This window comes from Segatella salivae DSM 15606, from assembly GCF_000185845.1.
GTDB classification, from domain to species: domain Bacteria; phylum Bacteroidota; class Bacteroidia; order Bacteroidales; family Bacteroidaceae; genus Prevotella; species Prevotella salivae.
In genome coordinates this window covers 1,473,205-1,494,739 of the sequence record NZ_GL629647.1, presented here as the reverse complement: position 1 = coordinate 1,494,739, position 21,535 = coordinate 1,473,205, and the positions used below count along the sequence as shown (strand labels likewise).

The 21,535-nt window shown below is 43.0% G+C and carries 19 protein-coding genes; 10 read left to right on the top strand and 9 right to left on the bottom strand.

What is annotated here, in order from left to right; all coding sequences use genetic code 11:
* Window positions 1-159: 159 nt before the first annotated feature.
* The 4 genes from rpmH to HMPREF9420_RS06205 all read left to right on the top strand — a co-directional run bounded on the left by rpmH (window position 160) and on the right by HMPREF9420_RS06205 (window position 3,248).
* Window positions 160-315 (top strand): 50S ribosomal protein L34, encoded by a 156-nt coding sequence (gene rpmH / locus HMPREF9420_RS13150; RefSeq protein ID WP_004378018.1) that lies wholly within the window; start codon window positions 160-162, stop codon window positions 313-315.
* A 133-nt stretch (window positions 316-448) separates the two neighbouring features.
* Window positions 449-1,141: a PASTA domain-containing protein gene (locus HMPREF9420_RS06215; protein WP_007134652.1), complete on the top strand. Its 693-nt coding sequence runs from the start codon at window positions 449-451 to the stop codon at window positions 1,139-1,141.
* Between the two features lie 24 nt (window positions 1,142-1,165).
* Window positions 1,166-2,233, top strand: coding sequence for an RluA family pseudouridine synthase (locus HMPREF9420_RS06210; RefSeq protein WP_007134651.1), 1,068 nt, complete (start codon window positions 1,166-1,168; stop codon window positions 2,231-2,233).
* Between the two features lie 19 nt (window positions 2,234-2,252).
* Window positions 2,253-3,248: a D-alanine--D-alanine ligase gene (locus HMPREF9420_RS06205; RefSeq protein WP_007134650.1), complete on the top strand. Its 996-nt coding sequence runs from the start codon at window positions 2,253-2,255 to the stop codon at window positions 3,246-3,248.
* 382 nt (window positions 3,249-3,630) lie between these two features.
* Here the strand turns inward: HMPREF9420_RS06205 and glpC are convergent, their stop codons facing one another.
* Genes glpC through glpA form a run of 3 tightly spaced genes read right to left on the bottom strand, consistent with a single transcriptional unit; the run spans window position 3,631 to window position 7,752 of the window.
* Window positions 3,631-4,884 (bottom strand): anaerobic glycerol-3-phosphate dehydrogenase subunit GlpC, encoded by a 1,254-nt coding sequence (gene glpC, locus HMPREF9420_RS06200; protein WP_007134649.1) that lies wholly within the window; start codon window positions 4,882-4,884, stop codon window positions 3,631-3,633.
* Complete coding sequence (gene glpB / locus HMPREF9420_RS06195) at window positions 4,874-6,133, bottom strand: glycerol-3-phosphate dehydrogenase subunit GlpB (RefSeq protein WP_007134648.1); 1,260 nt, start codon at window positions 6,131-6,133, stop codon at window positions 4,874-4,876. The genes glpC and glpB overlap by 11 nt, the downstream gene beginning before the upstream one ends.
* The gene (gene glpA, locus HMPREF9420_RS06190) at window positions 6,130-7,752 is read right to left on the bottom strand and encodes an anaerobic glycerol-3-phosphate dehydrogenase subunit A (RefSeq protein WP_044078803.1); all 1,623 of its coding nucleotides are present in this window, start codon (window positions 7,750-7,752) and stop codon (window positions 6,130-6,132) included. Before glpA ends, glpB begins: the two co-directional genes overlap by 4 nt.
* 1,148 nt (window positions 7,753-8,900) lie before the next feature.
* On the opposite strand from glpA, the gene HMPREF9420_RS06185 reads away from it, so the two are divergent.
* The 3 genes from HMPREF9420_RS06185 to HMPREF9420_RS06175 are packed head-to-tail and all read left to right on the top strand — an operon-like array spanning window position 8,901 to window position 11,603.
* Window positions 8,901-9,686 carry a DeoR/GlpR family DNA-binding transcription regulator gene (locus HMPREF9420_RS06185; RefSeq protein WP_007134646.1) on the top strand — a complete coding sequence of 262 codons (786 nt, stop codon included), beginning with the start codon at window positions 8,901-8,903 and terminating at the stop codon, window positions 9,684-9,686.
* A 32-nt stretch (window positions 9,687-9,718) separates the two neighbouring features.
* A complete protein-coding gene (locus HMPREF9420_RS06180; RefSeq protein WP_007134645.1) occupies window positions 9,719-10,918 on the top strand; it encodes a 1-acyl-sn-glycerol-3-phosphate acyltransferase in 1,200 nt (399 codons plus the stop codon).
* A gap of 7 nt (window positions 10,919-10,925) precedes the next feature.
* A complete protein-coding gene (locus HMPREF9420_RS06175; protein WP_007134644.1) occupies window positions 10,926-11,603 on the top strand; it encodes a NigD1/NigD2 family lipoprotein in 678 nt (225 codons plus the stop codon).
* An 85-nt stretch (window positions 11,604-11,688) separates the two neighbouring features.
* Here the strand turns inward: HMPREF9420_RS06175 and HMPREF9420_RS06170 are convergent, their stop codons facing one another.
* From HMPREF9420_RS06170 to HMPREF9420_RS06155, 4 genes are all read right to left on the bottom strand, one after another.
* On the bottom strand, window positions 11,689-13,371 hold the full coding sequence (locus HMPREF9420_RS06170) for an AMP-binding protein (RefSeq protein WP_007134643.1): 1,683 nt from the start codon (window positions 13,369-13,371) through the stop codon (window positions 11,689-11,691).
* Window positions 13,372-13,381: 10 nt separating this feature from the next.
* A complete protein-coding gene (locus HMPREF9420_RS06165; protein ID WP_007134642.1) occupies window positions 13,382-13,936 on the bottom strand; it encodes a helix-turn-helix domain-containing protein in 555 nt (184 codons plus the stop codon).
* Window positions 13,937-14,112: 176 nt separating this feature from the next.
* On the bottom strand, window positions 14,113-14,322 hold the full coding sequence (locus HMPREF9420_RS06160) for a PspC domain-containing protein (protein WP_007134641.1): 210 nt from the start codon (window positions 14,320-14,322) through the stop codon (window positions 14,113-14,115).
* A gap of 190 nt (window positions 14,323-14,512) precedes the next feature.
* Complete coding sequence (locus HMPREF9420_RS06155; RefSeq protein ID WP_007134640.1) at window positions 14,513-14,986, bottom strand: arginine repressor; 474 nt, start codon at window positions 14,984-14,986, stop codon at window positions 14,513-14,515.
* A gap of 721 nt (window positions 14,987-15,707) precedes the next feature.
* Here HMPREF9420_RS06155 and HMPREF9420_RS06150 point away from each other — a divergent pair.
* Window positions 15,708-17,468: an alpha-1,3-galactosidase-related protein gene (locus tag HMPREF9420_RS06150; protein ID WP_007134638.1), complete on the top strand. Its 1,761-nt coding sequence runs from the start codon at window positions 15,708-15,710 to the stop codon at window positions 17,466-17,468.
* A gap of 205 nt (window positions 17,469-17,673) precedes the next feature.
* Here HMPREF9420_RS06150 and HMPREF9420_RS06145 read toward each other — a convergent pair whose 3' ends face one another.
* Window positions 17,674-18,321, bottom strand: a complete 648-nt coding sequence (locus tag HMPREF9420_RS06145; RefSeq protein WP_007134637.1) for a DUF4923 family protein — start codon at window positions 18,319-18,321, stop codon at window positions 17,674-17,676.
* A gap of 24 nt (window positions 18,322-18,345) precedes the next feature.
* A complete protein-coding gene (locus HMPREF9420_RS06140) occupies window positions 18,346-19,080 on the bottom strand; it encodes a Bax inhibitor-1/YccA family protein (protein WP_044079127.1) in 735 nt (244 codons plus the stop codon).
* A gap of 399 nt (window positions 19,081-19,479) precedes the next feature.
* Between HMPREF9420_RS06140 and HMPREF9420_RS14185 the strand changes: the two genes are divergently transcribed.
* Window positions 19,480-19,716 carry a hypothetical protein gene (locus HMPREF9420_RS14185; protein WP_007134634.1) on the top strand — a complete coding sequence of 79 codons (237 nt, stop codon included), beginning with the start codon at window positions 19,480-19,482 and terminating at the stop codon, window positions 19,714-19,716.
* On the top strand, window positions 19,686-21,083 hold the full coding sequence (locus HMPREF9420_RS06130; RefSeq protein ID WP_007134633.1) for a DEAD/DEAH box helicase: 1,398 nt from the start codon (window positions 19,686-19,688) through the stop codon (window positions 21,081-21,083). Before HMPREF9420_RS14185 ends, HMPREF9420_RS06130 begins: the two co-directional genes overlap by 31 nt.
* Window positions 21,084-21,535 lie beyond the last annotated feature (452 nt).

Here is a 21,535-nt window from a genome sequence, read left to right as displayed (position 1 = left end):
AAAAACATCAAATCATTGCTGAAAATTTATTTAATTCTTTGGTATTTCGAAAATTATGAGTAATTTTGCAGCCCAAAGTGGAGAGATTATATGATTCAACTTAGGGTCTCATCTGCTACATTATCAGCGAATCAATAACAAAAATAAATACGTAAAAAGATGAAAAGAACATTTCAGCCTCACAACCGTCGTCGTGTAAACAAGCACGGTTTCCGTGAAAGAATGGCAACAAAGAATGGTCGTCGTGTACTCGCTTCGCGTCGCGCTCACGGTCGAAAGAAGTTGACAGTATCTGATGAAAACCACGGAAAATAATCCATATTAGGATATAAAGAGGACGACAAAAAGCAGCAAGGAGAAGCTTTCCTTGCTGCTTTTTGTTGTTTTTTATTTTGTTTTTCAGTGGGATTATCTTACCTTTGCAGTATAAGTTTATAATGTAATAAAGATGAAGTCGTCGGAATTCGTCAGTAAGTTTAAGGACTGGTATCTATGGAAAAACCTTATTGCTATGGGTGCCGTTGTGGCCTTACTTTGCCTTAGTGTGAAGTTCGGACTTGACCTTTATACGCATCATGGGGAATCAATTGCGATTCCAAATCTAAAGCATAAGCAGCTTGTTGATGCCCAACATATTCTTGAAACGCTTGGACTTGAGGTGCAAGTTGTTGATACTGGTTACGTCAAAGGGCTTCCAGCAGATTGTGTTTTGGAGCAATCTCCTGCGCCAGGAGAGTGTGTTAAGTCTGGTCATATCATTTATTTGACAATCAATTCTACGCATTCTCCCAAGATAACTCTACCCGATGTAATTGATAATTGCTCGTTACGTGAGGCCATGGCTAAGCTCACTGCAATGGGCTTTAAGCTTGGAACGCCGCAGTATATTCCTGGAGAAAAGGATTGGGTTTATGGCATTCTTGTTAATGGGAGGCATGTTGTTACGGGCGACAAAGTATCCATTGATGACACATTGATTATCCAAGTGGGCAACGGAATGCGTAGTGCCGACGACTCTGTCGACTATGTTGATCCTGAGGTTAACAGCAAAACAGAGGATAATGGCGATGTAGATGAGTTCGAAGTTGTGCCTGAAACCGAAAGCAATGAACCCACAAAAGGGCATAGCCAGAGTGAATAAACACCATAGACAGCTTGAAAAGATATGGCAGAAGACTTGATTTACGATATTGAAGACCTTGAGAACGAAGAGCAACAGCTCTTTGAACATTGGAAGATTGAGGTCGATAAGGGACAAACTCCCGTGCGTATTGATAAGTTCTTAGCCGAAAAGAATCCTTATCAAAGCCGCAATCGTATTCAACAAGCGGCTGATTCGGGCTGTATACGCGTTAATAACCAGCCTGTGAAAAGCAACTATAAAGTTCGTCCGGGCGATGTTATCACACTCATGCTTGACCGACCTAAGCACGACACGAGTATCATTGCAGAAGACATTCCGCTTGATATTGTCTATGAAGACGACGTGTTGATGGTTGTCAATAAGCCTGCAGGCATGGTGGTACACCCTGGTGCTGGCAACTTCACGGGTACGCTTATCAATGCTGTTGCGTGGCATTTGAAAGACCTGAAAGGCTTTGATGCCAACGACCCTGAAGTAGGATTGGTTCATAGAATCGATAAAGACACGAGTGGACTCCTTGTGGTTGCGAAGACACCCGAAGCCAAAACGGTACTCGGAAAACAATTTTTTAATAAGACAACGCACCGCAGTTACAACGCCTTGGTATGGGGAAACCTTGTTGAAGACGAAGGAACCATTGAGGGAAATGTTGCCCGTGACCCCAAGAATCGACTGAGAATGAAGGTGTTTTCGCCTGAAAGCGGCATCGGAAAGAATGCGGTTACCCATTACCGCGTTATCGAACGATATGGTTATACGACGCTCGTTGAGTGCATACTTGAAACAGGTCGCACGCATCAGATACGCGTTCATATGAAACATATCGGTCATCCGCTCTTCGCAGATGCCACATATGGTGGTGAAGAAGTACTGAGAGGACAACGCAGTAGCACGTATAAGGCGTTTATAAATAATTGCTTCAAGTGCTGTCCGCGACAGGCTTTGCACGCTAAAACCTTAGGATTCATCCACCCCATAACAGGAGTTCAGATGGACTTCGATTCCGAATGGCCCGATGATTTCCGCCAACTCATTGAGAAATGGCGTGGATATATTCACGGAACAACACAGAATACATTTGTAGAATAATAAGTAAATCAATATAATTATGGATAGTTCAAAGAGAAACATAGCCATCGTTTGCGGTGGCGATTCATCTGAACACGACGTTTCTTTGCGTTCAGCACAAGGACTTTATTCCTTTTTCGACAAGCAGAAATATAACGTTTTTATCGTTGATGTGAAAGGAACCGACTGGCATGTACACCTTGACAGCGGTGCAACTGTAGCCATTGATAAGAATGATTTCTCGTTTAAACTCGATGGAAAATCAGTCTTTTTTGATTATGCCTACATTACAATCCATGGCCAACCCGGTGAGAATGGTGTGATGCAGGGCTATTTTGATCTCATTCATCTGCCTTATTCTACAAGCGGAGTTCTTGTAGAAGCCATGACCTTTGATAAGTATGTGCTCAACAACTACCTTCGCGGCTTTGGCGTGCGCGTGGCAGATAGTATGCTGCTTCGCCGTGGTGAAGAGTATGATGAGGCTAAGATTGAAGCACGTTTCGGTATGCCTTGCTTTGTGAAACCTGCTGCCGACGGAAGTAGTTTTGGTGTTTCAAAGGTGAAAAATGCCGACCAGCTCGCGCCTGCATTGCGCAAAGCATTCATGGAAAGCGATGAAGTCATGATTGAAGGGTTCTTGAATGGCGTTGAAATCTCACAGGGAATCTATAAAACAAGAGAGAAAATGGTGGTGTTCCCAGCTACAGAAGTCGTGACAAAGAATGAGTTCTTCGACTATGATGCCAAGTATAATGGTCAGGTACAAGAGATTACTCCGGCTCGACTTAGTAAGGAAACAGCCGATAAAGTGGCTGCCGAAACCAGCCGTATCTATGATATTCTGCACGCCAATGGCATCATTCGCATTGACTATATCATTTCAAAGGATGCCGAAGGGAACGATGTTGTCAACATGCTTGAAATCAATACGACACCAGGAATGACCGTAACGAGCTTTATTCCTCAGCAGGTTCGCGCCGCAGGTCTTGATATTAAAGACGTGCTAAGCGATATCGTTGAGAACCAATTTTAAGCATATTCACTGCTCAGATGCAGGTTGTCAAAAGAAATGAGGTGGCAAGTTCTACAGCTTGTCACCTCATTTTAATTCGCAGAATACGTTATTCTTCATGATAACTGTATGCTTGTTTCTAATTGTTTGATAATCAATGAGGTATAAACTCAAATTCAGTAGTTTCCTGATTTGACGCATTTGAGCTTCTGATTTGATGCATTTTACCCCGTCATTTGACGCAAATCACAGCGTCATTTGATGCAAGTTGAAATGTATGATGTAAGCCGTTGAAATTCAACGAGATATAAATTCGTAGGCAACGGCTTCCTGATGAGGTTGCCACACTTATGCCTTTGTGAGGGTGATTGACGGCGTAAGGAACTTCAAAAGGCCGTAGTTTTCAGGCATTGAGCTGTTTTGTAGCTTCTACATCGAGTGCTTCGGCAATGAGAGAAATAGGATTTATGACCTTATATCGGGTCGACATTTCTATCTGCCACTTGCAAGTCTCGCAGTCAGTAGACACACAATCGGGGTCAATTTCATTGATATGGTCGAACAAAGACTCTCCAATCTTTTGAGAACGCTCGTAGTTTTCCTTCTTGAAACCATACGTTCCGGCAATTCCACAACATTGACTTTCAAGCATAATTAAGTCAAGTCCCGGAATCATTCGCATCAGTTCGGTGCTATATACGACCCATCCCATGCGCTCCATGTGGCATGCTGTGTGGTAAGCAACCTTTCTTTGGAAATCGTTTCTAAAGACAAGACGAATCTTTTTCTCATGAATGAGATTATAAAGGAAGCGTGTTGCCAACATCAAACTACTTCTAACGTCTTCGTTTTTGATTTCAAGCAGGTGCTTATATTCATCTCTCATGGTGAACGTACAAGTCGAACTGGTCGTAACAATGGCTTCATCCTTGTTTTGAATAGCCTGTCTCATCGACTTCATATTAACCTCTCCTTGTCGCTTTGCCTGTCCCGATAGGCCGTTAGCGATAAGGGCTACGCCGCAACATTGCTCCTTTTCAAGCAGATGAACGCCATATCCTGCGGCATTAAGTATCTTGACTAAGTCCTTACCTAATTGGGGAAAGTTGTAGTTTACGTAACATCCGTGGAAGTAACTAACGAATTTAGAGAAGTTCTTTTGCTTTTCAGCAGCTTCCTTTTTGAACCAAGTTTCAAACTTCTGTGAACTATATGACGGGAAGGTGCGATGCTTATCAATGCCCATCACCGTATGTAATACAGCCTTAGCTGGCTTTAATCCCAATGAGAAATTTACCAAAGGAGCAGCTAATGTGGCCATCGTTCCGACGAAATCTGTATTGGCTAACATGCGATCTCGTAGCGAAGGACCGTGTGAACTGTATTTAATTCGCGCCTCTTGTATAATGTCTCCAATCTTCACTCCATTAGGACATGCGACCTCACAACGCTTACAATTGAGGCACATCTTCAAGTTATCATTGAAGAAATGCTCATCTTTCATGCGATAACGCATAAGATCTGGGCCCGCATGTTTAGGTCCGGGATACTGTGGTTCGACAGCCGATACAGGGCAATATACTGTGCAAATGGAACATTTCATGCACTGTTCCAGCTCGTGACTACTTATATTTCGTAATTGTATTTTAGCTTGCATGATCTTTAATATTTAGGATATTGTGGGCTACATTGATAGCCGTAAGCATTGAAACTCCTGTGCCATTGGCCTGTCGAATGCTGTTGTTTCCACTTAAAACTGAACCTACTGCGAAGACGTTTTCTATTGTTTTGCCTTCTTTTGTCACATGGAATTTGTCATCAGTTTGTATGCCAAAACCCATATAAGCATGTTCATCGAAGAGATATTCTGACGTCCATTGATCACGTTGTTGAAGTGTGTTTATGTCACAATTCAATATCGGTTCATAAATGGTTTCATAGTTTGAAACGAGTCCTCCGCTAATAAATGAGCCTGTAGCAAGCACAAATTGGTCGGCCTCAAGTAGGGTTTCCTCCAATTTCTCCGTAGTAACGGCTACAAGACGATTATCTTTGAGTTGCCCACTTTCAACGGTATCACTGTTGAATATCACTACACCTAACTGATGAAGTAAGTCGGTCAGGCGGTTTTGTATATAGTTGCCAGGCACTGAGGGAGGCATCGTTGCTACAAATTGAATAGGCTTTTGCACTTCATTCTGCAACAAACGAAGTTCTTTTTCATTGTGTAATCCCAGCACCGCTGGCATCAAAATGCAGTCGCAATCTTCTGCAATGGCATTGAGTTTCTGGGCAATTTCCTTTACGCGTTCAGGCTTTTGAAGATACTTTGCGATGTTTGTTGCACGCATTTCTGTTGTACTTGTCCGCGCAAACTCAAGGATATCAGTCGTAAAAGTGACGCTTCTTACCTCAGCACCCAACGTCAAAAGACTGTCTGAAAGATAAGGCATTGGCCAGTCAAGAAAGCCTTCTATATTGGCTAAAAGCAGTTTTTCCCCTTTCAGTTCTTCGGCATTTTCAACCGTAAACAGCGTGTCAAGGGTCAACCAAGTAGGTTTTAAAACACCGATAGGAGATAGTCTGAAATGGTTTTTCTCAGCAGTTCCTTTGAATGTTAAGCCTGCTTCTTCGAGCAGTTTCTTGGCTTCTTCTATATAGGAACCTAACTTGTCACCGCCTATTTTGTGATAGGGGTGTCCCTCAGGCAACTGCTTTAATGCCTCCAAAGGATGCTCAACAGCTTGTCCTTCGACGTATCCCATCAAGTCAAATGACCCAGAATTGAATTGAAGCGTACTCTTTCCGGTGGTCACTAAACCCACCTTGTGGCCGCCTTTGGCTAACATTGCGGCACAAGTCATTCCACTCAGTCCGCCACCTATTATAATAGTATCAAATCTCATTGTGCAATCTCCTTTCTGTTTTCAGTGCGTTCGTTCAGTCCACAGAGTCCTTCGTAGACCATAGACATGAGTTGTGACTCCTTCAAAGTATCTCCCCAAGCCACTGGTCGCATACCTTTCCAGCGCTCGTTCATTACAGATGCTAAGTCGGATTGACTCTTCTTGGCGTCTGTTTTCGTGAGTTCTGAGAGCACACATGCTGCTCTACACGCACAAAGTGTACCTTGACAAGTGCCCATACTGACACGAGTGCGGCGACGCATATTAATGAGTTGCTTCACATGTAGCTTCTCAACAGCGTATTTCATCTCACCAATGCTAACCTCTTCACACTCACAAACCATCGCTTTTTCTAAGCTGTTGTTCGCTGGAATGAAAGAGGTTCGTGTGCCATGACGGCCTTCTTCGGCAAGGCGTTCGGTTGAAAGACCTTTCTTTTCCATGGGTTCTTCTGAACCAGGCAATGGAATCTTGGCAGTCATACATGGCTTGTCGATGCCCAATTTGCTGCAAACGAGGTCTGTTGCAAGTTCGGCCATCAAGCGATAAGTCATCATCTTACCACCCGTTATCGTGATAAAGCCCGATAATCCGTCACGTTTCTCGTGGTCGAGCAACACAATTCCGCGGCTGATACTACGCCCAGAAGGGTCATTGTCGGCTGCAACGAGTGGACGAACACCGGCATAAGCGCGCAAGATTCGTGTCGAAGCAAGTGCCGGAGCCAGTTTTTCGCCTTCGCGAATCAATATATCTACTTCTTCGTTTGTAACCTTAAGGTGGTCTATTTCGTCGTAACCCACGCGGTCACTTGTTGTTCCTATCACACAAACGGCATCGTCGGGAACGAGTATATCGGCATTGGCTGGCTTGCGACATCTATTGATTACCATCTGGTTTACACGATGACCGAAGATCAATAATGAACCTTTTGCGGGGAACATATTAATCGAAACTCCGGCTTTTTCGGCTACAAGGTGGCCCCAAATGCCTGCTGCATTGACGATAATCTTTGCGTAAGCTTCGCGTGTTTCGCCTGTAAGATTGTCGCGCATCACGACACCTTCCATGCGCGTTTGATTGATAATAAACGATGTAACCTCGTGATAGGTCAATATTTCTGCCCCATGCAAGCGCGCATCAAGCACGTTGGCAGTGGTCAGTCTGAAGGGATCGATTGAGGCATCAGGCACGCGAACCGCACCAATGAGGGTCGGGTTTACTGACGGTTCCAATCGAATGGCCTCCTCAGGGGCTATGATATCGGCGCGGATACCTGCATTTTGGCAGGCCGTTACAAATGTTTTCTGATAGGAAAGGTCGTCTTCGGGCAGCGTAATGAATAGTCCATCGGTCTCTTCTACACAGTGGCGAGCAATCTTTCTGAGAATCATGTTCTCTTGAATACACTCTGTTGCCGACTCGTTATCGGTCACTGCATAGCGTGCTCCACTATGAAGTAGGCCGTGATTACGCCCAGTTGCGCCGTTGGTCATGTCGAATTTCTCAACCAGTAGCACCTTTAGGCCACGCAATGCGCAGTCTCTCGCGATGCCGGCTCCCGTGATTCCTCCACCAATCACGATGATGTCATAAGTTGTACGCTGATTTTTATTCATTACTTTAGATTTCAAATTGCTGCTTTGTCGTTAATGGTGTTATAACAATGAATGTTGAACCATTAGATGTTTTGAATGATATTATTATGGTTTCATTACGCAACAAAAGTAGATTTTATTTCTGATAATTCAAAATTTATAGGGAGATTTGTTTTGATTTTAACTTTTATTTTGAAACAAAAGCCGTTTTTATTCGTTCTCTTGTGGGTATACTTGTAGGGCTGTTAAACAGGATAGGTGTGACGGCTAAAGGCGAATTGGAAGGAGGATTGTTTTGATTTTGAAACGAAAGTGAATGAGATGGAAGAGTGGTGTCTGTACTTTGACGCTTTCGTTTTGAAACATTCGGCGTGAATTTTGTCCCATTTTAGGGGCTCATGGTAAGGAGTTTACCTGCTGGGATGTAGTGTTCTATGGTAGGAAGAGGCTGTTATGTGGCGCTTTTCAGCGATGTTTAGGTTAATTTTTTGTGGTATTTCTTGGAATGAAGTTGCTGTAGAGGCATTAAAAAGGAATAAAAAAGAGGAAATTTTACAAAAGACTTTATAAAACGAGAAGTTTTTGTTGGCGTGAATGTTTGTTGGAAAATAAAGGCTGTTTTTAGGCATTTGATAATCTGCTGAGCATCAAAGCATTTCAAGTTTGATAGTAAAAAGAAGCGTGAAATAACATGAAAAATGATGGCGTTTTGCGTCAAAACGTGAGATGATATGAGTGAAAAAGTGTCGTGAAATGAGGGATTTAGCAGTGTGATTTGCTCCATTTCTTAATGATTTTGGAATGGGAGCTTATGTTTTTTCATTGCTTTTCGCCGTTTTGACGGCTATGAAGCATCGGGTTTCTTCTATTTGATGATATGATGAACTGTTAAAAAATGATGAATCATCTTTACAAGAAAATAGATGTATTTAAGGCTGTTGTTGTCGGGTTTAATGTTATTCTTTAACCGCATTCGAATGGAAAAGGTTCTGAATGTTAGGCGATTGAGTTTGTCATATTAAGCGATGTGGCTCGTTGTTTAATTTGTTCGCGCGCGTATGTGTTGTTAATAATTATTTAAAACAGAGGCTTTTCTTGGCGAATGTAGAATAAAAGACCTATCTTTGTGTAGTTACTTTAAACGGATAGTCTCATTAAATTCCTAACCAATGACTAAGTTAGAACGCCATACTTTTATATTAGAGGAGCTGCTGAAGCAGGGTTCTCTGCTTGTTTCTGAACTGGCAGAGCGACTTGATGTGTCTTCAGTAACGATTCGTAAAGACCTTACAGAGCTGGAGCGTGCAGGCAAATTGTACCGCAGTCATGGGAAGGCTATCCTCATAAATCCCTTTGCCAATAACCGATCGGTTAACGAAAAGGAGGGTCTTAACGCTGAAGAGAAGCAACAAATAGGTTTAGAAGCGGCCAAACTAGTGTCTTCTAATGACTCTATTCTGTTGGCTTCGGGGACTACTATTCATGCTTTGGCACGCAATCTGCATACGACAGATAAGCTAACGGTGGTCTCGGCATCACTGCAAGCCACTGAGTTGTTGGCGCAAAATGACAATGTTGACATTATCCAATTGGGCGGAGTGGTGCGCCACAGCAGTCTTTCGGTTGTGGGACAATATGCAGATATGATTCTCAATGGATGCTCGTTTAGTAAGCTTTACTTAGGCGTTGATGGCATAGACCTTGACTTTGGCATCTCAACAACCGACATGAATGAGGCTGAACTCAATCGGTCGATGATTCGAACTGCACAGAAAACCATTGTTCTTGCAGACTCAAGTAAGTTTGGAAGACGTGGGTTCGCGCGCATTTGTAGTATGGATGACATCGACATGATTATCACTGACAGTCATATTTCGGCTCAATTGGTGCGCGAAATAGAAGAGTTGGGCATCGAACTTATTATTGCTCATGGAGCAAGTTCAGCCCTATTGTAATACAATGAAAATTAATTTTAAAACCACATGATATGAAAATTCCAGCTGAGTTTGATTGTATCAGACCGTTTGAACCCGAGGAACTGCCCGAGGTTTTCGACAGATTATTGAGTGATTCCCAATTCCAAAAGGTCTTGGCTTACTTATATCCCGGTGTTGCTCTTGACGATATAGCTGCCAAGATGCGTGCATGTAAGACGAATATCGAGTTTCAAAAGGCTTTCTGTTATCCCTTCTTACAGCAACTAATCGTAAAGGAGAGCTTGGGATGTGATATGGATGCTTATAACATTAACATCAAAAATCGATATACTTTCGTAAGCAATCATCGCGACATTGTGCTTGATTCGGCTTTTCTTGATAAGCTTTTAATCGATGTTGGCTTTGATACTACGTGCGAAATTGCCATAGGAGATAACCTGTTGACCCTGCCTTGGGTGAAAGATCTCGTGCGTGTAAACAAGTCGTTTACAGTCGAACGAGCTCTCCATTCGGTAGAGATGTTGAAGGCTAGTAAGCGCATGTCAGAGTATATTCACTTTGCCGTTAACGTGAAAAGAGAGAATGTTTGGATAGCACAACGACAGGGACGGGCTAAAAACTCGAATGACCTTACACAGCCAGCAATATTGAAGATGATGGCCATGGGAGGCGAAGGATCTATCGTTGAGCGTCTAACGCAGTTGCATATTGTTCCACTTTCAATCTCTTATGAATACGATCCATGTGACTACTTAAAGGCTCGTGAGTACCAGTTAAGACGCGATGTACCGTTCTGGAAGAAGACAGCTGAGGATGATATTGAAAGCATGTTGACCGGCATTAAAGGCTTTAAAGGTCACATTCACTATAAATGTGCGCCATGTATTGACGACTGGTTACAAGGTATTGACCAAGAACAGCCGAAGAATAAACTATTTGATGAGATTGCAACGCATATCGATTTAGAGATCCATCGGAACTATCGTCTCTACCCATGTAACTACATTGCACTCGACATGATACAGGATACGAGAATGTATTCTGACCATTATACCGACGCAGAACGAAACGATTTCGAAGATTATATGATGGGACAGTTGGAGAAGATTGATATAGAGAACAAGGACGAACGTTATCTTCGGGCTTGCTTGTTGAGTCAATATGCTTACCCAGCAAAGAACTATCTGTCTGCAACTAACGGCAATCGTAAGTTTAAATCGTTTCTGAATCATCTGCCATTCCTAAAATAAGATAGGCATGGTGCATGGTTATCGTTGGACAATTTTAAGTATTGCACTCGTCATATTGTTTGTGGCGAGTGCATGTTCTCATGGGGGATATGAGGTCGGCGATGGCAAAGACTCTTATGTTCAGGCTGACTTCGTCGAGGCTTATACGGCATCTGACAACGCTGTTTATAGTGCCGTTACGGATGAAGGTGATTCACTTCTGCTCGTGCCTCGATTGAAAGTGTCGTGGATAAAGCAAGCCAATGCGAAGGTGAGAGGCTTACTCTATTATAATAAGGTGGTGGATTCATCGACAGAAGGCCTTCGATTGGTGGCTGTTCCTGTGGTGGATTGGCATCCAACGGCTTGGTTTCGTAGTCTCCATGTCGACCCCATTACGTTTGAAAGTGCCTGGATAAGCAGGAATAATCGCTATCTGAATATTGGTTTTTCGGTATTAACGGGCGAGCAAACCAGTGAGATGAAGGGACAAACTTTGGGCTTAATAGCCACCGATAGCCTTGTTGTTGGGGGTAAGTTACGCCGTATTGACCTCACACTCTACCACGATCAAGGAGGTGTTCCGCAATATTATTCGAGCCGAGGGTATATTAGTGTGCCGCTCACTCGACTGCCTTCAGGTTGCTTAATCAATCTCCGCATCAATAGTTATAAAGGAGTTATCTTTAAAACCTTTAAGAAATAAGCTTCTCATTATCGTCCGATGAAGAGAAGATACAATAAAAAATGTGGAGCAAAGCGTAAGCTTTCGTTCCACATTTTCTGTTTCATCAAGACTTCTTTTGATTGTCTTTTTCTCGTATTTCCACTCGTCTTATCTTACCGGAAATAGTCTTTGGCAGTTCATTTACAAACTCAATGAGACGTGGATACTTATAAGGCGCCGTCTCATGCTTTACATGATTCTGCAACTCTTTAATCAGTTCATCGCCTGCTTTGGTTTTATATTCCGGCGCAAGTACTACAGTTGCCTTGACAATCATCCCTCGAATTGGGTCGGGAACGCCTGTAATGGCGCACTCAACAACGGCTGGATGGGTCATCAGGGCATTCTCTACTTCAAACGGACCAATGCGATAGCCTGAGCTTTTGATAACATCATCCGTCCTTCCTACAAACCAATAATACCCTTCTTCGTCGCGCCATGCCATGTCACCAGTGTGATATATGCCATCGTGCCAAGTCTCCTTTGTTCGTTCTTCATCGCGATAATAGCCTTTGAACAAGCCTAAGGGTTTCTTATCTCCTATGCGAATACAAATCTCTCCCTTTTCTCCGTCCTCACATTCTGTACCATCTTGGCGTAGCAACTGAACGTCGTATTGAGGGTTTGGCTTACCCATTGAGCCCGGTTTTGGCTTCACCCATGGGAAGGTTCCAAGTGTCATTGTGGTCTCTGTCTGGCCAAATCCTTCGTAGATTGTAACGCCTGTAAGCTCTTTAAACCTATTCGCTACTGAAGGATTCATGGCTTCTCCGGCTGTGGTACACCATTCAAGACTGCTCAAATCATATTTAGAGAAGTCCTCACGAATCATAAAACGATAGATGGTTGGAGGCGCACAGAACGATGTAATGTGGTATTTCTCCATCTGTCGCATAATCTTTTCGGCCGTAAACTTCTCGTGATCATATACAAATACGGTTGCACCTGCAAACCATTGTCCATAGAGTTTGCCCCAAACGGCTTTGCCCCAACCCGTATCTGCCACGGTAAGATGCAGACTGTTTGCATGGAGATTGTGCCAATATACACCCGTTGTGAGATGTCCCAAGGCATAAAGGAAGTCATGAGCCACCATCTTTGGTTCACCACTTGTACCGCTTGTGAAGTACATTAACATGGTATCTTCGTTGGTATTCACGTTGTCTGGTCGCACAAAGGCTGGTGCTTCAGCCCACTCTTTGCGCCAATCGTGGAAACCTTCTGGTATGGGCTTGTCAAGTTCTGAGAGTGCATTTACTGCCACTAATGCCTTTACTGTTGGGCTATCGGGCATGGCTTTAGCGATTTGTTCGGTGATATATTCATCGTTAGCACAAATGATATACTTCACACTTGCACTCTGATTGCGATATACAATGTCGTGTACTGTCAGCATGTGTGTAGCCGGAATAGCTATCGCTCCGACTTTACATAGCGCCATCATTGATAGCCACCACTGATAATGTCGCTTGAGAATAAGCATCACTTTGTCGCCATGTTTGATGCCCAATTGCATGAAATAGGCGGCCGTTCTGTCTGTTTGTTCCTTAAACTCTCTATAAGTTGTGCTCACCTCTTCGCCTCTTTCACTCGTCCAAAGCAAGGCAACCTTATCAGGCTTTTCTTCTGCCCACGCATCCATTACATCGTAGGCGAAGTTAAAATTCTCTGGAACAATGAAATGAAGATGCTTTGCATAGTCATCTTCTGAAGTGAATTTTGTTTGCGTTAAAAAACGTTCTATCATAGTCTTTCGTTTAGTTTACGACACATAAAAACTTAGCTGGTTCTCCGTTTAGTGCGTTCATGCAGTGTGGAAGGGTTGCATCGAAATAGACACAATCGCCTTTTTCCAACACCAATACTTTGTCTTCAATCGTCAATTCCAATGTTCCTTCAAGAATATAGTCAACAACTTGTCCGTCATGTGTATTCTTACTATATCGTTTTCCGGCTGGAAGCGGGTCGACAACTACAAGGAATGGATCCATTTTCCGACCTCTAAAACCTCCTGCCAACGTTTGATATTGATACTTATCTCCACGGTCTATCTCCTGACCTTGCCCGTCTCGGGTGAGATAATAGCTACTCATGCGCGGCTCTTCTCCAAAAAGCAACACGTCAAGTGAAATGCCATAGCGTTTTGAAATCTTAGAAAGTCGATATACAGAAGGGTCTGCTTCTCCAGCTTCTATCTTGAGATAGTGCTCTAAAGTGATGCCACAAAGCTCAGCAACTTCCTCTGCCGGGATGTCAAGTACATCGCGAAGGCCACGCAAGCGCTCGCCAATTTGTTTGATAGATTCTTCCATTTTCAATCTTTTTTGTTTTATTTCATTGCCAAAGATACAAAAAGTTGTCGAATAGTTACTTTTGGTTTGCTTTTAATTTCAATATAACATTAATAAACCAAAAAATGCTGCACACACCCTAATGGTTTGTGCAGCATCTTATGCTTTGTTTGTAACGACGTTCTCGTTTCCCTGTTCTATGGTTGCGTGTTGATGTCTTGGGGCATACACATCCATAGAATGATATATGCAATAACACCGGGGAAGCCCACACTGCAAAGGGTCAATAGCAGATAACAGAGGCGTAGCAAGGCTGGATCCCAACCCAAATAATTGGCTATTCCACCTAAAACTCCTGCAAGCCATTTGTCAGATGAGGAGCGCATTAATTTCTTTTTATCTTCCATATTCTTTCCTTTTATGTTTTGTTGCTTTATTTGTCATTCATGCGTTAGACGCATTTTGATGATGGAAAAGTTGCAGTTGGGGCAAAAAATAACTCAAATTATTTTCTTCTTCTATAAGAATTGATGCTAAAATCCTTATTTCTTACACTCCAAAATCATAGATAAGACACGAAACATTGAGCGTAATGCTTTAGAATCCCGGCATCAGTTGACTCAAACTTTCAGTCACTTCTTCATGACTTACGCCTTCTTTGATCACAACAATAATCGTGTCATCGCCCGCAATTGTACCCAATATTTCGGGCATTTCGCTGGTATCAATGTTATAAGCGATGCTACTTGCATACCCCGGTCGCGTCTTAATGACAGCTATATTGCCTGAAAAGTTAATGGAAATAAAGCCTGGTGTCATCATCATTTCAGCCGCAGAAAGTGGCTTATGAATGCGTTTATACATGGTTTCATTAGGCAAAACGTAAACATATTTGCCGTTCATACTTGCGGCTTTTGCTACTTTCAGCTGCTTCAAGTCACGACTAAGTGTGGCCTGAGTCAACGTGAATCCTTCTTTCTTTAGTGCTACAAGTACTTCTTCTTGGCTACCATATTCACCGCTGGAGATAAGGAGTTTCAACGTTTCTAATCGGTTTGTCTTTACTTTCATCAGTTTGTATGTTTATTCGTTTTAGGTCTGCAAAGGTACGAATAAACAGCAGTCTAACCAAATAAAAATACAAATAATCTGCCTTTTTCATAGAAAATAACGTTCAATAAATCATGCTTTTATCCCTTGTTGAATGCTTATTGGCATGCGCATGATGATAAATTGGAAGCTCATCTCACTTGTATTGAGCCAACATATTTGTTCTTTCTAATGCTATATCCATGCAAACAAACGCAAACGCTCGGTCTTGTTCTATCCTCAAAAGAATAGATTTATTTGTAAAACCATTTCGTTTTAATTCTTCTTGACAATGCAGTCGTTCCACTCTTCATGTCCCGTTGTGCAGCGTCCCGCCTCCTTTCTGCCAATGCCTATTCACAGGGCATTTCCTCTTCCTTTGCCACCGATTTTGCAAACAGCGTCAAATTGTTGGGCCATTTGACTCAGATGGTGCCACCATCTGCGTGCTTTTATCACGTCATCTCAGCCAAATTGTGTTCCCGAGTTAAGTGCCTTTCAATCAGATGGATGGGCAATGGAAAAGTGGGTTAATGGCTGTTGGGGGGTCATTCGGCGGATGTTCTTCACCGCAGGAGATTTGTTTTTCGTGGAATATATCTTATTAAAGGGGGTGAGTTATCAGAGATAATGTTTACCTTTGCCAAATATCATCGCGTTTTTTGGAGCGATGCACCTTACATGTAGATATGACAATTCACAAATGATGAAAGAAAATAAATTGCGGTTGTTGCTGAATGTATGCTTGTTTTTTGTCACGTTGTCTGCACAAGCAGCCCTCCATGATACGCTGTTTGTGGCCGACTATGGGGTGCATCCCAACACTTACGAAGACCAAACGGCTCGTTTGCAGACCCTGATTGCCGATTGCAAGCGTTGGAAAAGCAAGGTTGTTGTGTTTCAATCTGGGCGTTATGACCTGTGGCCTACCGATGCTTCGCGGCGTGAATACTATATTTCCAACACCTCGTCTGAAACAGAATGTCCCTCAAAAGTAAAGACAATAGGTCTGTTGTTCGAAGAGATGAGCGGCCTAACCATTGAAGGAAATGACGCAACGCTGATGTTTCATGGCAAGATGACGATGCTTTCTTTTGCCCATTGCAAGGGGATGAGGCTGCAAAATATTCATTTTGACTTTGAAAGACCTGGCGGTTCGGAACTCACTTACCTTAAAGTTGATGCGCATGGAGTAACGGCTCGTGTGCATCCCGACTCCAAATTTGCGATTGTCGAAGGGAAGATGATGTGGATAGGAGAGGGTTGGCGGACGAACAAAGCCCATTGCATAGAGTATGATCCCACTAATAAGCACTTTTATTATAGCCGTGGTTGGGACGTTCTCTCACAGGCTAAGGCGGTTGAAGTGGCACCAAATGTAGTACATTTTGCAACAGATTTGGCGAAGGATTTTAAGGAAAACCATACCATTACGGTGCGCGATATCATCCGAGATCAGGTGGGAATGTTCTTGTTTGAAAGCCAAAATATCACGTTTTACAATGTAGGCGTGCACTATATGCACGGATTAGGCATTGTGAGTCAGTATTGTCGAAACATCAAGATGCTTCGGGTGAGATGTGAACCGCGTGAAAACAGCACACGAATATTGGCATCTTCGGCCGACTTTATGCATTTTTCGGGTTGTAGTGGCAAGGTTGTGATTGACAGTTGTAGGTTTCTTGGTGCGCAAGATGATTGCATTAATGTGCATGGAACCAATTTACAAGCCGTAGAAAAGGTTGATGATTATACGCTCAAATTACGCTTCATGCACCCTCAAAGCTATGGCTTTCATGCCTATTTTATTGGCGATACAGTGGCTTTTGTGCGTCCTTCTACCATGCAACGCTATGCAGAAAACACCATAAAAGCAGTGCGAATGGAGTCACCACGGATAGTAGAAGTGATGTTCATGCGGCCCATTCCGAGCAATGTTCGCTTGCAAAGTGATTGCGTAGAGAACCTTAGTTGTACGCCCGAAGTAGACATTCGGCATTGTTTTTTCTCTCGAACCAGCACGCGTGGCACGCTTGTTACCACACCGCGGAGAGTGATTATCCGTGACAACACCTATTGTTATACGGGCATGAGTGCCATTCTTATAGAGGGCGATGCTGCCGGATGGTATGAATCTGGGCCTGTAAAGGATGTGCTGATTGAGAACAACAAGTTTATAGATTGTGCCTATAATGGTGGTCCTTCACATGCCGTTATTGCCTTAAATCCATCGAACACAGAGGTTGATGCACGTCGACCTGTGCATCAAAATGTGCGTATCATCAATAACTTCTTCGTCACTTTGGGGAATCCTTTGCTTTATGCCAAGAGCACATCGCAGTTGATTTTCAAGGGAAATGAGGTGAAAGTTGAAGCGCCTTCCTCATGGGTTGGGAATAAATGGAGGATTCTTGAAGGATGTAGTAGGGTGACTATCAAAGACAATAAGTTTCTAAAGCCATAACAAAGAGTAGTTTGTTACCTTGTTTTTCTTTCTTCTTTCTTGAGAAAAACGTGGTGAGAAGTTGGGGCGTTAGAGGGTATTTATAACGCTGATTGAAAACAAAATGGAGAATATCTCAGCCAAAGTCTTTGATATTCTCCATTTCTGTTTATGATTGTTATCACGTTTCAATCGGCTGATGTCCACGTGATGAAAGCACAAAAGCTTATTTCTTCATTTCAAATCCCATGCGTATTCCGTCATAGTTTTTGCTCAAATCGCCAACCGTTTGCAGGGTGTTGTTGCCACTGAGGGCTGAAACCGTCTGCAAAATGGTTAATAGTTTCTTGGACTCCATGAGGTAACTCATTCCCGAAGTGGTGCGCTTTGCATAGACGGGGATAGTGAAGAGCAGTGTCTTTAGTGTGATTTTCTGCTCATTATTGTCGTAAGTCCATGTGCCATTAAAGGTCTTTCCAAGCAGTCGAGCATTGAAAGTTTTGTTGCTGTTGAACGTTAGTTGCGTGTTATCGCGCCTGAAACCAACCGACCGATAGCTTTCTTCCAACTTTGCTTTTGCCTGAGCTGCAGCGACTTCGCCACCTGCTTTGGCCAAGGCATTCTTACTGGTGAAGGCCACACCTGGTTCACTATAGTGCCAGCTTCCAATGATATCGCGTTCCGAAGGCTTGTCAATACCAAGCACACTGCCTAACACATTGCCCACCGTACCGACGTTTCCCATGTTGCCAAGTACTTCACTTAAGATGTTGCCTCCATTGTTATTGCCCGAGCCATTGGCTGTAATGCCACAGCTACTCAGCATGAGAGAGGTGGTCAGCACACCTGCTGCCACCAAGTTTCTTTTCTTCATTACGATGTCGAATATAATTAATGATTATCTGTCGCGACCGAAAATGCGCAGCAAGTAGAGGAACAAGTTGATGAAATCCAAGTACAAGCTGAGTGCACCGCATACGGCAAGCTTCTGTGAGGCCTCGCTAACGTCGGGCATTTCTGCCAGTTGGCGTTTGATGGTTTGGCTGTCCCAGATGGTCAGTCCCACGAAAACAATCACGCCCACAATACTGATAATATAGTCTAATGAACTGCTCTTTAGGAACATATTGACTACAAGTGCAAGGATAAGACCAAGCAAAGCCATGGTGAGGAAACCGCCCCAGTTAGACAAGTCCTTCTTTGTGAAGTAGCCATAAGCCGCAGTTGATACAAACATTCCAGCCGTAATAAAGAATGTTTTGATGATGGCTGTCGGTGCATAAACAACGAAGATGAACGACAATATGGCACCCGTGAGTACCGAATAAAGGGCAAACATCAACGTCGTGGCAGCCAATGAGCGGTTGGGTTTCATTGTACTTCCACTAATCTTCCATACCAATAGGAAATTAACGGCTATGATTCCCCAGAATACAAGCTTGTTAGAATAGATGAGCATCAATAGATTGGGTGATGTCGCTACGCCGTAAGCAACGATGCCACTGATAGCCAATGCGAAGGTCATCCATAGATATACTTTGCGAATCAGTGCCGGAAAGGCTGCTGAATAAGACGGTTCAGAGTTGCCATATTCTATGTCTCGCACTCTGTCATTAAATTCTTTGAAATCCATATTCTCTTTGTTTAATAATAATTTTGTTTGTGTTTGTGGTGCAAATCGAAAGTCGTGCGCCATTGCATAACATTCTCTTACAGCACTTTGCAAATTTACTTCTTTCTTTGTCTCCCTACAAATGTAATGCCATTTTTTGTCCTTTGTTTAGTAATCTTTAAGTTCTTTCTATTGAAGACATCATGGGGTGAGGGAGCATTGTAAGCGGATTGTCGGTTGTGTTGAGATAAAGCATGGACTATGGAAATCTTATTTGAAAGAAACAGACAGGGAGAAAATGAAACCAAATAAGGAGCTTGGTGACCCAAAGAATCAATAAACAAATCACTTTTTCTTAGAGATTCATTCCTTTTGTTCATTATTTTTTTGTTACTTTGCATTCACTAACCCGATTAAATCATGTCAGAACCAATAGATATTCTTGAGAATAGAGTGCTTAAAGAGACGCCAGGCCTGCTCGAAGTACTATTGAAAGACCACACCACACAACAGAATATCTTCTGGGCAACGGATAGTTATGCCGAGTTGGGTGACGGCTTTAGGTGGCACGATAGTATCACTGTAGCCGCCATTACGGGTGAACATGGCGATGTAAATTGCACGAAGTGGCTAAGCTTCAGTGGGATTTGCTCGTGATAGACGAGGCACATGAGGGGGTAAACCCTTATGAAGAGATGCCAAAACTCAACATGTTTACCTATCGAATGAGTGATATTGTCATGGCAAAGGTGAGAGAAGGTGTTGAGATTGAAGGCGATACAGAAGCCTATGCCTTTGACTTGAATGAGTTTTTTCGTGTTGATCGGGGCAAGTTTGTACACGATGAGGCCATTGACAAATGGTTGGATGCGTTGTCGCGGCAGCCACGTTATCCTTTTTCTACGCCCGAATTGCGTCATGAATTGCGTCACACGTTTTGGTTGTTGAATCGTGTTGATGCTGCAAAGAAACTTGCAGAGAAACTCAGAGACATGCAACGTCATCCCAAATTTGCCGACTTTGAGATTGTGGTTGCAGCCGGAGATGGTAAGACCGACAATGATGAAGTGATAGAAGATGAGGGAGCTTTGCGTCGTGTTCGTAAGGCTATAGCCGAACATCCGCAAGGAACGATAACGCTATCTGTTGGTCAACTCACCACCGGAGTGAGTGTTCGGGAGTGGACAGGCGTGCTGATTTTGAGTAACATGAAAAGCCCAGCGCAGTATATGCAGGCTGCTTTTCGTGCACAAATACCTTATTTATATAAAGGGAGTGATGGGCAGTTTCATCGTAAAGAGAATGCCTACATCTTTGACTTTGACCCGGCACGCACGCTGACCAATTATGAAGAAATGGCCAATGGGCTTTCGGCTGATACGGCTTCGGGCGGAGGTGACGCTGACTTGATAGCCCATAGCATAGAAAAATATAGTGAAAAGAAAGAAAAACAAGGAAAGAGTGCCGAAGAACAGCTGATTGATCATGTGAGTAGTCAATTCTTTGATGAGGTGGTTTTCAATGATTCGGTGAAAGAGTTTATGAAACTTCGGCGGCGGTTGGCAAACTATTTTGAGGCTACATCAGATGAAGATATCTTTAATTATATTCCTCCACAGAAGACAAATCAGATCTTTACACCGAAAAAAGTGGTAAGAAAGATGGTGGATTTACTGGAAGAAGAGAATCCCGGTTGCTTTGATGACCCTGATAAAACGTTTGCCGATTTGTATATGAAATCGGGACAATACATTACGGAAATCGTGAAACGCCTGTATAATAGCGAGGGAATGCGTCGTGCTTTTCCTGATGATGAAGAGCGATTGCGCCATATTTTCAAGCATCAGGTCTATGGACTTGCACCGACGGAGTGTATCTATCGCATTGCTTTGCGTTATATTCTGGGCTTCGATGACACGATTCATATTGCAGAAAATGAACATCATTTGCGCTTCGCTGATAGTCTTCCGGCTGCAAAAGCGGGTGAGATGGAGACATTTTTGGATAGTGTGTTTAAGTCGTAAACTCTGAATCTGCATTATATATAATAAGGTGGGAGGGGATCGGCCAAATTATTTGGCAGCCTAATCCCACCTTTTTCGTGGTGTAATCTTCCTCAAATCTTTCCCCATTTTCACTCCAATTTTCGCCCATTTCTCAGCGAGTGTTCAATGGTTTAGATAAATTAACAAATGGGATTGCTGATAATCAAGGAGTTAAGTTGCTTAAGAACTAAGAACAAGAACAAAGAACAAGAACGACGAAAAGAAAGAAAGAAAAGGTCGCCGCCGTCGTCGTTTTATTGTCGAGGATTATTTTATGGGTTTTTCTTTGCCTGATATTGCAGCGTGCTTTGTGTGGAATTGTCGCCTGAAGTCTTGCATTTGGTTATGCTTTTTGCCTTGTTTTGTCAAACAACGCGAAAAATTTCACAAGTTTTCAAACTTTTCTTTAAAAACATTTGGATTGGGGCCGT

Coding starts and splice junctions, on each gene's coding strand:
- rpmH (WP_004378018.1), top strand. CDS start 160: ATGAAAAGAACATTTCAGCCTCACAACCGTCGTCGTGTAAACAAGCAC.
- HMPREF9420_RS06215 (WP_007134652.1), top strand. CDS start 449: ATGAAGTCGTCGGAATTCGTCAGTAAGTTTAAGGACTGGTATCTATGG.
- HMPREF9420_RS06210 (WP_007134651.1), top strand. CDS start 1,166: ATGGCAGAAGACTTGATTTACGATATTGAAGACCTTGAGAACGAAGAG.
- HMPREF9420_RS06205 (WP_007134650.1), top strand. CDS start 2,253: ATGGATAGTTCAAAGAGAAACATAGCCATCGTTTGCGGTGGCGATTCA.
- glpC (WP_007134649.1), bottom strand. CDS start 4,884: ATGCAAGCTAAAATACAATTACGAAATATAAGTAGTCACGAGCTGGAA.
- glpB (WP_007134648.1), bottom strand. CDS start 6,133: ATGAGATTTGATACTATTATAATAGGTGGCGGACTGAGTGGAATGACT.
- glpA (WP_044078803.1), bottom strand. CDS start 7,752: ATGAATAAAAATCAGCGTACAACTTATGACATCATCGTGATTGGTGGA.
- HMPREF9420_RS06185 (WP_007134646.1), top strand. CDS start 8,901: ATGACTAAGTTAGAACGCCATACTTTTATATTAGAGGAGCTGCTGAAG.
- HMPREF9420_RS06180 (WP_007134645.1), top strand. CDS start 9,719: ATGAAAATTCCAGCTGAGTTTGATTGTATCAGACCGTTTGAACCCGAG.
- HMPREF9420_RS06175 (WP_007134644.1), top strand. CDS start 10,926: ATGGTGCATGGTTATCGTTGGACAATTTTAAGTATTGCACTCGTCATA.
- HMPREF9420_RS06170 (WP_007134643.1), bottom strand. CDS start 13,371: ATGATAGAACGTTTTTTAACGCAAACAAAATTCACTTCAGAAGATGAC.
- HMPREF9420_RS06165 (WP_007134642.1), bottom strand. CDS start 13,936: ATGGAAGAATCTATCAAACAAATTGGCGAGCGCTTGCGTGGCCTTCGC.
- HMPREF9420_RS06160 (WP_007134641.1), bottom strand. CDS start 14,322: ATGGAAGATAAAAAGAAATTAATGCGCTCCTCATCTGACAAATGGCTT.
- HMPREF9420_RS06155 (WP_007134640.1), bottom strand. CDS start 14,986: ATGAAAGTAAAGACAAACCGATTAGAAACGTTGAAACTCCTTATCTCC.
- HMPREF9420_RS06150 (WP_007134638.1), top strand. CDS start 15,708: ATGATGAAAGAAAATAAATTGCGGTTGTTGCTGAATGTATGCTTGTTT.
- HMPREF9420_RS06145 (WP_007134637.1), bottom strand. CDS start 18,321: ATGAAGAAAAGAAACTTGGTGGCAGCAGGTGTGCTGACCACCTCTCTC.
- HMPREF9420_RS06140 (WP_044079127.1), bottom strand. CDS start 19,080: ATGGATTTCAAAGAATTTAATGACAGAGTGCGAGACATAGAATATGGC.
- HMPREF9420_RS14185 (WP_007134634.1), top strand. CDS start 19,480: ATGTCAGAACCAATAGATATTCTTGAGAATAGAGTGCTTAAAGAGACG.